Consider the following 12628-nt stretch of genomic DNA (forward strand, 5'->3'; position numbering starts at 1 on the left):
ACGGGTGGATGGGTTACTGTTTTTTGATAAAACAATTATCATTGATGTTTCATTGTTGATAAATTAACGTAATGGTGCTATATTGTCAAATGTAAGTGATACAGATTTTAAGGAGATGTAATACAGTGAGCGTTAAAGGTTCAGAAATCATTGTTAATAGTTTAGAAAATCATAATGTACCGTTTGTCTTTGGCATTCCTGGTGCTAAGATCGATGGTGTGTTCGATACATTAGAAGATCACGGGCCACAATTAATCTTGGCTCGTCACGAGCAAAATGCGGCTTTTATGGCACAGGCTATCGGTCGTTTGACTGGAGAACCAGGCGTTGTGATCGCAACGAGCGGGCCTGGAGCAAGCAACTTGGCAACTGGCTTAGTTACTGCAACAGCCGAGGGAGATCCTGTTTTAGCTTTAGCAGGACAGGTGAAGCGTTCCGATCTTTCCAAATTGACCCATCAAAGCATGGATAATGCGGCGTTGTTCGCGCCAATCACAAAATATAGCTCTGAAATTCAAGATCCAGAAATATTGTCTGAAAGCATCGCGAATGCGTATCGTATTGCTAAGACAGCTAAAAAGGGCGCAAGCTTTTTGTCGATTCCCCAAGACGTGACTGACGGAGCTGTTAATGGCGAAGCAATCAAACCATTATCTGCACCGATTCTAGGCTCTGCCTCTGATGAAGATATTGCTGATCTAGTAAAACGAATCAACGAGGCAAAATTGCCAACATTATTAGTTGGAATGCGTGCTTCTGGTAAAAAGGAGACAGCTGCGATTCGCAAATTAGTTGAGAAAACAGGATTGCCTGTAGTAGAAACCTTCCAGGGGGCAGGAATCATTTCTCGCGAATTAGAAAACCATTTCTTTGGTCGGGTCGGTTTATTCCGTAATCAACCAGGAGACATGCTGTTGAAGCGCAGTGATTTAGTTTTAGCAATCGGCTACGATCCAATTGAGTATGAAGCACGAAACTGGAATGCTGAAAAGGATGCGCGTATTGTGGTCATTGATGAAGTGCCAATGGAAATTGATCAATACATGCAGCCAGAAGCGGAGTTGATCGGCAGTATCGCTAAAACGATTGAAAAACTGAGTGAAGCAATCGTTACGTATCAATTATCAGCAGATGCGGAACACTATTTATCAACACTGCAAGAAAAACTAACAAATGGAAAGCAAAAAAGTGAAACGGTTGAAGGACGTGTACACCCGTTAGAGGTGATCGATACTTTGCAAAAAAATGTCACAGACGAAATGACAGTAACTGTCGATGTCGGCAGCCACTATATCTGGATGGCTCGTCACTTCCGCAGCTATGAACCTCGTCATTTATTATTTAGTAATGGGATGCAAACTTTAGGAGTTGCTTTACCATGGGCGATCTCATCGGCATTGGTAAGACCAAATACTCAAATTTTTTCTATTTCTGGAGATGGCGGCTTTTTATTCTCAGGACAAGAATTAGAAACGGCTGTCCGCTTGAAGCAAAAAATCATTCACTTGATTTGGAATGACGGCAGCTATAACATGGTTGAGTTTCAAGAAGAAATGAAGTATGACCGCTCGTCAGGCGTTCATTTTGGCCCAGTTGATTTCGTGAAATATGCAGAAGCCTTTGGCGCGAAAGGATTGCGTGCAACATCAAAAAGTGAATTAGAAGCAGCCATTCACGAAGGGCTGGCAACCGATGGACCTGTGATCATCGATATTCCAATCAATTACTCTGATAACAAAGAACTAGGCAAGACGATCTTACCGGATCAATTCTATTAAGATGGATCTGATCGATACGTTGTTATTCCAGCTTTTTTAGCTGACGATACCAATGCTTTATGGATAAAACTGAAGCAGGAGGGACTACTAATGACAGTGAAGACAAGAAGTTATATCTACCAGCATGGAACGCTTGGGGGATTAATGCAGGATTTAATGGATGGCACAGAAAAAATCGGTACCCTATCAAATTATGGTGATTTTGGACTAGGCACGTTGGAAGGATCGAATGGAGAAGTTATCTTCTTAGATGGTGTCATCTATCACGCAGATGAGCAAGGAAATATCAATCAATTATCTGGTAGTGAAATGACGCCTTATGCGGCAGTGACAAATTTTGAAGCAGACGATCAGTTTTCTTTAAGTGCTGTTTCTGATGATACTGTAAAATCAGCTATTTTAGAAAGAATCAGTCACAATTTATTTGCGGCTGTTAAAATAGAAGGCACATTCAAACGCATGCATGTGCGTGTAGCACCAAAACAAGTGAAGCCTTATCCACGTTTTGTGGAGATCGCTCGGAATCAGCCTGAATTTGCAGCAGATGATATTACCGGAACGATCGTGGGTTTCTTTACCCCGGGATTATTTCACGGGGCCGCGGCGGCAGGCTTTCATTTGCACTTTATCAGTGATGATCGCAAGTTCGGCGGTCATGTTTTAGACTTTGAATTAGCGGAAGGGGAAGTTAAACTAATGGAGCTGGCAGAATTTCGTCAGCATTTTCCAACTGAGAACGCTGATTACTTAGAAAATGAAATTAAATTAGAGGAAATTGCTAAAGACATCGAAGAAGCTGAGTAAAAATAAATTAAGTCGAAGAACCGTATTACTATCATTTTTTAAAGTATACGGCTCTTCGGCTTTTGCTTTGTAAAGTATTTTCAAGAAAAACTTTTTAAACGTTTTTTCCCATTTTAGATTTGGAAGAGATAAGACGTGAGCGTCCAGGCGCTTGAACCAAAAGGGGCAGCTCCTTTAGCGCATCTTTAGCGATCCATTGCGCTGCTTTTGATTCCTGTGTTTGCATGCTTTTCGCAGTTTTTATCGCCGCTTCCTTTGCGGCTTCATTAGTTTTGCCTAGTTCTCTTAAGGCCCAAGACGCCGCCTTTTTTACCAAGAGCTGATCATCATCTGAATGAAGTTCAATAAGCGTCAAATAGTCCGTAATTTTCTCTGTTGTTAGGGCGGCATGGGTTGAGGTACTCGCAATTAGAGTAAAGGCCGCACGTTTATAAAATAATTTATCAGAATCAATCCATCTTTGTATGAAGTGATCGAAATCATCCTGCTTGATCAAAATATTTTTACAAAATAAATCACAGAGATCCCATGATACAATGCCATCCATAATATAGTGGATATCATCTTCCGAACACTCCTTGGGTTTAAGTGCTAACACAGTAAGTATCTTACATTCATGATAGTTGGTTTTCCACAAACTCATTAGAAAATCTTTCTCTCGAGGAATTTTTTTGGCGAACTTTCTTAAATCAGAGGTGGGCACGCCAATTGTATATTCATCAGGAATTCCCAGCTTAATGATATTCTTTTTAAATTTTTCCGAAGAAGACGCCTTTAAAAAAAGTATAATTTCGTCAATTGTCATGATAAGTATCCTTTTCCTTTAATCAACTTAAAAAGAGCAAAACAATAATCAGATATTCTGATGACTGTTTTGCTCTTTTGAGTCGTTTTTTTAAATTCCTAATAGTGGGGCAGGGTTAACGAAACCAGACCACAATGCAGTAGATACACCAAAGTGTAAGTGAACACCTGTTGAATTACCAGTTGTTCCCATGCCGCCTAGTACTTGACCTGCACTGACATCCGAACCTACACCGACACTTGGTGCAGAGACCATGTGCATATAATATGAATAGTACCCATCTGAATGCTGGATGATCACATGGTTTCCAGCTGACCAATGGAAGCCAGCTTCAACAACTTTTCCGCCTTTAGAAGCCAAGATTGGCGTACCAGCTGAACCAGCAAAATCAATACCGTCATGTTGCGTGCCAGAAGCACCTGTTGGATCTTGACGAGGGCCAAATGGACTTGTCACTACTAACCCGATAGACAAAGGTGAAGCCCAGCCGCTGCTGTTAACAGCAGGTTTTGATTCAGTTGCCGCTGGAGCAGTCGGATTTGTTGTTACTTGACTAGCACTTGTATCTGTAACGGTTTGTGCTTGCTCTTGTTGTTGTTTTGCTTGTTGTTCTTGTTGCTGTGCTTCAAGCTGAGCGATTTCTGCTTCTTGCTTTTGCTTCGCAGTTTCAGCTTCAGCCGCTTGTTTTTCAGCCTCTTCAGCCGCTTTTTGTGCTTCTTCAGCAGCCTTCTTCGCTTGCTTCTCAGCTTCAGCCTGCGCTTTTGAACGAGCTTCTTCTTCTTTCTTTCTTTGCTCTTCTAGAGCTTTCAAAGCTTCTTGACGTTTTTTCTCAGCGTCTTCTTTTTGTTTTTCATATTTCTCTTTTTGACCTTTTTCAGTCGCAATGCTTGCTTGGATCTCATTGATCTTCACTTGTTGATCTAATTTTGTTTGGACTAATTGATCTTGTTTTGCCTTTAATTCTTCAGTCTTCTTGTTAATGACTGCTAAGCGTTGTTCCGCTTCTTTTTCAAGCTTTTCAAGTTCTGCTTTATCTTTTGTCTGTTGTTCCATGATGTTTTTACTAGCTGTTAGGATAGTAGAGACAGCCATGGTTTTCTTCACAGCTTCGCCAAGTGATTTAGAGTTGATCACGACATCAACGATAGAAGCAGAATCATGGTTTGTTTGCACATCGCGAGCTTGGTTACGAATCTGTTCTTCGCGTTTTTTGATTTTTTCTTGAAGAACGCCAATTTTCGCGGTTAAATCGCTCATTTTCTTTTCTTCATTTGTTTTCTCTTTTAAAACATCATTTACTTCTTTTTCTACAGCAGCAACTTGTTCTTCCACTTCTGCTTTTTGGTCCTCTGCAGATTGTTCAGTTTGCTGCAATTCAGAGATTTTTTTATCTTGATCGGCAATCTTTTGATCGTACTCGTCTGCCAATGCGCTTATTGGGGTAGCGGTCAATGTTAGGGCACACAAAGTTAGTGCCGTATATTTTTTCAACTTAATCAATGGATTCCCTCGCTTTTTTCATCTTTCGGATTCAATTATATAAGAAGAGATGAATAAAAACTGTAAAGTATTTGAATTTTTATCTAACCGTATAGTTTGTAATGATAATGAAATATTTAAAGAGCAAAAATAAGCAATTAATCACTTGACAAACGGCGTCTTTGTTGAAATGGAGCGTAGATTTTGGCTTAATAAAATTATTTTTAATCAATGGAGTTATTCTCAGACTTGGGGTAGAATAAACCAAAAGTTGTTGGTTTTCTTCATAATCCAAAGATGAGGAGAAAAGTACACTTAAATATATGAACTTTTATTGATATCAGTATACATTGGAGGAGTTTTTATGAGTTGGAATAATCCAGAAGCTAAAGAAGAAGCATACAAACTATTACTTTTGCAACAAAAAGCACTATTGGAAGGTGAATCAGATTTAATCGCAAATTTGGCAAATTCATCGGCATTATTAAATCAAACCTTGCAGGATACGGTGTTCGCTGGCTATTATCTTTTCAAAAATGAAGAATTGATCTTGGGTCCATTTCAAGGGAATGTTTCCTGCGTTCATATCGCGATGGGAAAAGGTGTTTGTGGAGAAGCAGCTGAGAAAAATCAAACACTGATTGTTGAAAATGTATTGGAACACAAAAATTATATTGCCTGTGATTCAGCTGCTCGATCAGAAATTGTCGTCCCTATGAAAAAAGGGGATCAGCTTATCGGTGTATTAGACCTTGATAGTTCAGAAATCGGTATGTATGATCAGATTGATCAATTCTACTTAGAGAAATATGTGTCATTATTAATGGAAAACATTGGATAAAATTACGGATGTTGCTTAAAAACACGCTTATTTAATAAATAACACTCTTAATGTGGTTTTTTAATCCGCTTAATGCTACTATATAAGTGTAGTATAAAACATTAATGAGGTGGTTGAATGAATAAAGAAGCGATTATTGTAGGGGAAAGCTATGAGTGCCGTAAAACTGATTTTGCTCGGCCAATCATTGGAGAGGTAATCCGTAAAGAAAGTAATGGTTGTATCGTAAATGTTGAGCGGTTTTATGGATTAGATGCGGATAAGATCGATCAGGTAAATGGTCAAGTTTTAATCAAATATAGTGAAATAGCAGGAATTATTTCTAAGGAATGTTTCTTTAGTTAAAAGGACCGTCCTGTTTAGTAAGATCACTCAGAATTCTTTTCTGAGTGATCTTTGTTTAATGAGCGTATATAGTTCTTGCTGGTAGTGTTAATTTGCGTCCAGCTTCAAACTTGCTGCAGGTTCGCAAGGCTGGAGACTCAGGAGTATTAAGCAGCGATTATTAAATAACCTAGCCTTTATTTTTATGATTGATTAAAAAAATAGTTTATTTGAAGTCGTTATCTAAAATTGACAGAGCAAACGTAAAAATAAAGCATGACAGCAAATTCTGCCATGCTTTATTTTTGTGTTTCATTGTTCCTTTTGGATAGACTCAATTAAATAATCAGCGAATCCCGCCGTCGAAAGTTCTTTGATATCAAGCATTTGGGCGAAATCATGAGTCACTTGATTATTTTGAAGGGCCTGTTCGATAGCCTTCGTAACTTTTCGACTAGCTTCGGACCATCCAAGATGATCGAGCATCATGACTGCTGAAAGGAGTAACGAACATGGATTTGCCCAACCCTTGCCAGCAATGTCAGGAGCAGTTCCATGAGTCGCTTCGAAAATAGCATGTCCAGTTTTATAATTGATATTTGCTCCAGGTGAAATACCGATACCACCGACTTGAGCTGCTAAGGCATCAGAAATATAATCACCGTTTAGATTCGTTGTAGCAACGACTTGATATTTTTCTGGGTACAGAAGAATCTGCTGTAGAAAATTATCTGCAATCACATCGTCAACGATAATTTTTCCTGCGGCTCTGGCTTCAGCTAATGCCGCATCTGCTTTTTCAACCGTTGAATCGGCGGCAATTTTCTTGTATTGATTCATCGTAAAGGCTTCAGTGTAAGTACTTTCAATATAATCATATCCCCAATTTTTGAAGCCGCCCTCAGTAAATTTCATAATGTTTCCTTTATGGATCAATGTCACACGTGTTTTGCCTTGTGCAATAGCGAAGTCTATGGCTGCAGCAATCAAGCGTTCACTGCCTTCTTGAGAAATCGGCTTGATCCCCAAAGCACTTGTATCTGGGAATCGTACTTTGGTGACGGATAGCTGATCTGTCAAGAAGTTTAAAAGCTGTGCAACTTCCTTGGAGCCATTAGCAAATTCGATCCCAGCATAAACATCTTCTGTATTTTCGCGGAAAATGGTCATATCTGTTTTTTCTGGTTCTTTTAGAGGAGAGGGGACTCCTTCAAAGTAACGAACGGGTCGAACACAAGCATAGAGATCCAACTCTTGACGCAATGTGACATTCAATGAGCGAAAGCCTTCACCAATTGGTGTAGTCAATGGCCCTTTGATAGCAATTTTATGCTTTCTGATCGCCTCTAGGGTTTCGTCGGGAAGCCAAGTCCCAGTTTGATTAAAGGCTTTTTCACCAGCTAGAATTTCTAACCAATCAATCTTTCTTTCACTCTGATATGCTGAGGAGACAGCCGCATCAACCACTTTTTTGGTCGCCTGCCAGATTTCTGGGCCGATACCATCACCTTCAATATAGGGAATGACTGGATTAAATGTGTTTGTCATTAGGCGTGCTCCTTTTGTATTTTTTTATTGATGACCAAAGGCAGAATTCCTTGATTTTTCCAATAGGCAATATCGGCTTCAGAATCAAAGCGCAATTTTGCTTGGAAATGGATATCTTTTTCACCTTTAGCCGTTACATGGATGATTTCATTGATTCCTGGTTCAGCAGGAAAGCTGAAGCTGTAGCTCTCTAAGCCAGTCAAGCCAAGCGTATCAGCTGTTTCACCTGGCAAGTATTCAAATGGAATAACGCCCATCATAACTAGATTACTGCGATGAATCCGCTCATAGCTTTCTGCCAAGACTGCCTTGACACCTAAGAGATTCGTCCCTTTGGCCGCCCAGTCACGCGATGATCCCATCCCATAATCTTTTCCTGCAAGAATAATAGTACCGATATTTTCTTTTTGGTAATGCATTGCGGCATCATATATCGACAATTCTTCACCAGTAGTGGCTAGTTTTGTATAGCCGCCGGTTATTTCAGGTGTTAATTGGTTTTGAATCCGAATATTTCCGAAAGTTCCGCGCATCATCACTTCATGATTGCCTCGTCTAGAACCAAAGGAGTTGAAATCTTTATAAGCTAACCCACACTCCTTTAAATAGTTACCTGCTGGCGACTGAAGTCCGATGTTGCCTGCTGGGGAGATGTGGTCAGTTGTTACAGTATCACCAAATTTAGCTAGGACCTGTAAGTTTGCCAACGGGTTTTCTTCATTTCCTGTTTGACCAAGGTTTGTGAAGAATGGCGGGTTTGCAATATATGTTGAAGCATCATCCCAATCGTAGCAATCTCCTTCAGAGGTTTCGATCTTGTTCCATCGCTCATTGGAGTGATAAACATTTTTATAAGCCTCACGGAAATCTTCAGGATTTAAAAAATTATTGATATAATCATTTACTTCTTCTTGAGAAGGCCATAAGTCTGACAAATAAATTTCTTTACCATTGATTTCTGCAAGAGCCTCTTTTGTTAAATCTTTTTTGACTGTCCCAGCTAAGGCGTATGCGATCACTAAAGGTGGTGAAGCCAAGTAATTTGCCTTAATCAACGGGTGGATACGGCCTTCAAAATTTCGGTTACCTGATAGAACTGCGGAAACGACTAATTCGCTTTCCTTCAAGGTAGTTTCGATTTCTGGCTCTAATGGACCGGAGTTTCCGATACAGGTAGTACAACCATAGCCCACAATATCAAAGCCTAGTTTCGCTAAAGGTTCTAATAAATTGCCTTTTTCCAAATATTGCGTCACGATTTTTGAGCCTGGCGCCAAAGAAGTTTTAATGGTATCAGGGACTTTTAGACCTATTTCTACTGCCTTTTTAGCCAAGAGACCAGCAGCAACCATCACGGATGGGTTACTGGTATTTGTACAGCTTGTGATGGCGGCTAAAGCCAAGTCACCCGTTTCAATGGAAGTATCTGTTCCTTGAATCGTTTCTTTTCGGCCAAACTCCTCTGGTTTTAAACCAAAGCCTTTTGGTCCGCTTGGATTTGTCAAAGAAGCTTCAAAATTGTCTGATACATCAGCTAATGGAATTCGATCTTGCGGACGCTTCGGACCAGCAACAGATGAGTGTACAGTTGATAGGTCCAATTTAATCACGCGTGTATATGTTGGTGCCTCGCTGCTATCATAAAATAGTTTATTTTGTTTTGCATAAGCTTCGACTAGCTTGACCTGTTCCTCAGAACGTCCTGTTAAACGAAGGTAATTTAGTGTCTCTTCGTCGATCGGACAGAAGCCGCAAGTCGCACCATATTCAGGGGCCATATTTGCAATCGTTGCACGATCGGAAAGGCTCAAGGTTTTATAGCCAGTCCCAAAATATTCCACAAATTTTCCAACAACTTTTTCATTGCGTAAAAGTTCAGTCAAATAAAGTGCTAAGTCTGTTGCCGTTGCGCCTGGGCTCAACGTTCCAGTCAATTCCACGCCGATAACTTCAGGGGTAGGGAAATAGGACGCTTCTCCTAAGATCGCAGCTTCAGCTTCAATCCCGCCGACACCCCAACCAAGTACGCCTAATCCGTTGATCATTGTAGTATGAGAATCAGTTCCTTCCAATGAATCAGGGAAAAGCAGGTTTTCATCATTTTTGAGGATGACGTCCGACAAATACTCAAGATTGACCTGATGGATAATTCCTGTTTCAGGCGGCACAACCTCAAAATTGTCAAAGGCTTGCTGCGCCCATTTAAGAAATTGATAGCGTTCGTGATTTCGTTCGAATTCTTTTTCGGTGTTGTAGGCTAGACTCTCTTTAGTACCCGCGCAATCAACTTGAACAGAATGATCGACGATTAAAGTAACGGGAATCTCAGGATTGATTAATCGAGGGTCCCCGCCAAGTTTTACTACAGCATCCCGCATAGCGGCAAGATCGACTACTGCTGGAACTCCGGTAAAATCTTGGAGAACAACCCGTGATGGTCGAAAGGGTACTACGCCAGACGGCTGCTTTGCATCAAAGGCAATCAGATTTTCTAAATCAGTTATTTCTTGGTGACGCGCCAAACTTTCCAGTAGTACGCGAATGCTGAATGGATAGTCAGCGATTTTTTTTTGGTACGTATCAGCAATTGATGAAAGATCAAAGTATGTATAATGTTCGTCATTGACAAAAAGCTCTTTTTTCCAGTCCAATACAAAATCCCTCCTAAATACGTTATCGTTTAAAATCAGATGGGTTCATTATACGAATAAAAAAAAAGAAAGTAAATGAAATTATTAAAACTATTTCATTTTACGCCAATGGTGTTATAATGTTTCTTAACCCGATTGTAAAATAAAAATAGATAGGAGGACACAGAGATGTTAGATTTGAACCAAATGGCTGAGGTATGCCGAAAAGAGGACTATTTAGAGGCTTCTTTATATAGGAAACATAATGTGAAAAAGGGTTTACGCGATCTGGATGGCAAGGGTGTTTTAGCTGGTTTGACCAATATTTCTACGATTCATCCGCAAATTATGGATGGCGACAAGGTTGTTTCCAAGTATGGAGAGCTGCGTTATCGTGGAATTGATATTAACGAATTAGTAAATGGTTTTGTTTCAGAAGAACGTTTAGGGTTTGAAGAAGTCAGTTATTTGTTATTGTTTGGTACCTTGCCCACCCAAGCTGAGCTAGCGGAATTTCGAACATTGATTGGTAAAAGACGAACGCTGCCTACTAACTTTGTACGTGATGTTATTATGAAGGCACCATCACACAATATCATGAATATGATCGCTCGAAGCGTCCTGACATTGGGATGTTATGATCAAAAGCCCGATGATATCAGTATTGAGAATGTGTTAGATCAAAGTTTATCCCTGATTGCTATTTTCCCAATGATCGCAGTCTATTCCTACCATGCGTACAATCATTACACTAAAGGTGACAGCATGTACATTCATCGCCCTGATGAAAACTTGAGTACTGCAGAAGCAATCCTGACGATGCTGCGCCCAGATAAAAAATATACTTTCCAAGAAGCACAGACATTAGATATGGCGTTAGTTTTACATATGGAGCATGGCGGAGGAAATAATTCGACCTTCACGACCAGAGTTGTTACTTCTAGCGGTACAGATACTTATTCAACTATTGCAGCAGCATTAGGCTCTTTGAAAGGACCTAAGCATGGCGGGGCAAACATCAAGGTCACACAGATGATGGAAGATTTGAAGGCGAATGTCAGCGATTGTGAAGACGAGAACGAGATTCGAGAGTACTTAGAAAAAATCTTGAACAAGGAAGCCTTTGATAAACAAGGTTTGATTTATGGTATGGGACATGCCATTTATGCGGAATCTGATCCGCGGGCTGAAATATTTAAGCGTTATGTTGAAAAATTAGCAATGGAAAAAGGGTCGGAAGCTTCAGCGGAGTTCAATTTATATCGCAAGGTAGAGCGTTTGGCTCCAGAAATCATTTCAGAAAGACGCAAGGTTTACAAAGGTGTCAGTGCAAATATTGATTTCTTCAGTGGTTTTGTTTATCACATGTTAGATTTACCTCAGGAACTATACACGCCAATGTTTGCTATTGCGCGAATCGTAGGATGGTCTGCTCATCGCATTGAAGAATTAATCAATGTGCAAAAAATAATTCGACCAGCTTACATGGAGGTTTCAGAAGATCGTGACTATCAAGAGATCAGTGATCGTTCTTAATGCTTCTATAATTTTATCAAATGTTGGTTTATTCGAAAAAAAAGGGACGAGACAACTAAATGTCTCAGTCCCTTTTATTAATGATTAAACCTAATTCAATACAAGCTTTCCAAATACCATCATCAGACACAGCACTCGTTATGTGCGAAGCTTTTTCCTTCAATGCGGGTGTCGCATTTCCCATCGCTACGGGAAAGCCAACGGTCTCAAACATCGTAAAATCATTCTCTTCATCGCCAAAAGCCAAGGCTTGATCTAGCGAAACATTCATCGTATTACAAATTTTTTGGACGCCAGCAGCTTTGGTTCCGGTCCTTAAATGAATACTAGCTGCAACTGGAGCAACCTTTTCCGCCACTAAAATTGAATCTGGATCTAATTGATAATCAATGGTCTCGTTCCAAGGTACCAGTAGCTGTACAATATTTTCAGGTAGAGGATCCTCCTCCTTTAGGATATTATCTTTCACGATTTGTTGCCCCATATATTTGTTTGATTCGAAACAAAATAAGTTCTGCGGAGTTTCGATCAAGCATTCAATCTGACGTTCACGCAGATGGTCCAGCAGTTCTTTTACTAGAATTGGCGACATGGTAGTTTGGTGGATCATCTCACCGCGATAATGAACACAGTTGCCATTGGAAGAGATAATGCTGTCGACACCTAGTGTTGATGCAAACTCATCAATTATTCGATGATGACGACCTGAGGCAATCACTGGTTCAATATTGTTTTCTTTTAATTGTTTTAAAGCCTGTTTGGCAGATTCTGGAATTCGGTCTAAAAAAGGCAAATGGTGTGGGAGTTGATTGTCCACTAACGTTCCATCAATATCAAAAAAAGCTACGCGATAATCATTCATAAACTCACCTTGTATATTTAA

10 protein-coding genes are annotated in these 12628 nt (G+C 40.0%); 5 read left to right on the forward strand and 5 right to left on the reverse strand.

The window, feature by feature from the left end:
• Nucleotides 1-125 precede the first annotated feature (125 nt).
• A complete protein-coding gene (gene alsS / locus JZO85_RS20185) occupies nucleotides 126-1778 on the forward strand; it encodes an acetolactate synthase AlsS (protein WP_207110317.1) in 1653 nt (550 codons plus the stop codon).
• A gap of 90 nt (nucleotides 1779-1868) precedes the next feature.
• Nucleotides 1869-2582, forward strand: coding sequence for an acetolactate decarboxylase (budA, locus tag JZO85_RS20190; RefSeq protein WP_207110318.1), 714 nt, complete (start codon nucleotides 1869-1871; stop codon nucleotides 2580-2582).
• A gap of 94 nt (nucleotides 2583-2676) precedes the next feature.
• On the opposite strand, the gene JZO85_RS20195 is transcribed toward budA, so the two are convergent.
• Together JZO85_RS20195 and JZO85_RS20200 are read right to left on the reverse strand one after the other, a co-directional pair.
• Nucleotides 2677-3387: a DNA alkylation repair protein gene (locus JZO85_RS20195; RefSeq protein ID WP_207110319.1), complete on the reverse strand. Its 711-nt coding sequence runs from the start codon at nucleotides 3385-3387 to the stop codon at nucleotides 2677-2679.
• Nucleotides 3388-3477: 90 nt separating this feature from the next.
• On the reverse strand, nucleotides 3478-4887 hold the full coding sequence (locus tag JZO85_RS20200; protein WP_207110320.1) for a peptidoglycan DD-metalloendopeptidase family protein: 1410 nt from the start codon (nucleotides 4885-4887) through the stop codon (nucleotides 3478-3480).
• Nucleotides 4888-5230: 343 nt separating this feature from the next.
• Here JZO85_RS20200 and JZO85_RS20205 point away from each other — a divergent pair, with 343 nt between their 5' ends.
• Both JZO85_RS20205 and JZO85_RS20210 read left to right on the forward strand, forming a co-directional pair.
• Nucleotides 5231-5707: a GAF domain-containing protein gene (locus tag JZO85_RS20205; protein WP_207110321.1), complete on the forward strand. Its 477-nt coding sequence runs from the start codon at nucleotides 5231-5233 to the stop codon at nucleotides 5705-5707.
• 117 nt (nucleotides 5708-5824) lie between these two features.
• Nucleotides 5825-6052 carry a hypothetical protein gene (locus tag JZO85_RS20210; protein ID WP_207110322.1) on the forward strand — a complete coding sequence of 76 codons (228 nt, stop codon included), beginning with the start codon at nucleotides 5825-5827 and terminating at the stop codon, nucleotides 6050-6052.
• Nucleotides 6053-6343: 291 nt separating this feature from the next.
• Here the strand turns inward: JZO85_RS20210 and icd are convergent, their stop codons facing one another.
• Entirely contained in the window at nucleotides 6344-7579 is a 1236-nt protein-coding gene (gene icd, locus JZO85_RS20215; RefSeq protein ID WP_207110323.1) for an NADP-dependent isocitrate dehydrogenase, read from the reverse strand.
• Nucleotides 7579-10230, reverse strand: coding sequence for an aconitate hydratase AcnA (gene acnA, locus JZO85_RS20220; RefSeq protein WP_207110324.1), 2652 nt, complete (start codon nucleotides 10228-10230; stop codon nucleotides 7579-7581). The genes icd and acnA overlap by 1 nt, the downstream gene beginning before the upstream one ends.
• A gap of 186 nt (nucleotides 10231-10416) precedes the next feature.
• On the opposite strand from acnA, the gene JZO85_RS20225 reads away from it, so the two are divergent.
• Complete coding sequence (locus tag JZO85_RS20225; protein WP_429958600.1) at nucleotides 10417-11745, forward strand: citrate/2-methylcitrate synthase; 1329 nt, start codon at nucleotides 10417-10419, stop codon at nucleotides 11743-11745.
• Between the two features lie 64 nt (nucleotides 11746-11809).
• On the opposite strand, the gene JZO85_RS20230 is transcribed toward JZO85_RS20225, so the two are convergent.
• Nucleotides 11810-12628, reverse strand: an 819-nt coding sequence (locus JZO85_RS20230; protein ID WP_242550470.1) for a Cof-type HAD-IIB family hydrolase, incomplete at its 5' end; no start/stop codon positions are given.

The organism is Candidatus Enterococcus murrayae (assembly GCF_017315985.1).
GTDB lineage: Bacteria > Bacillota > Bacilli > Lactobacillales > Enterococcaceae > Enterococcus_A > Enterococcus_A murrayae.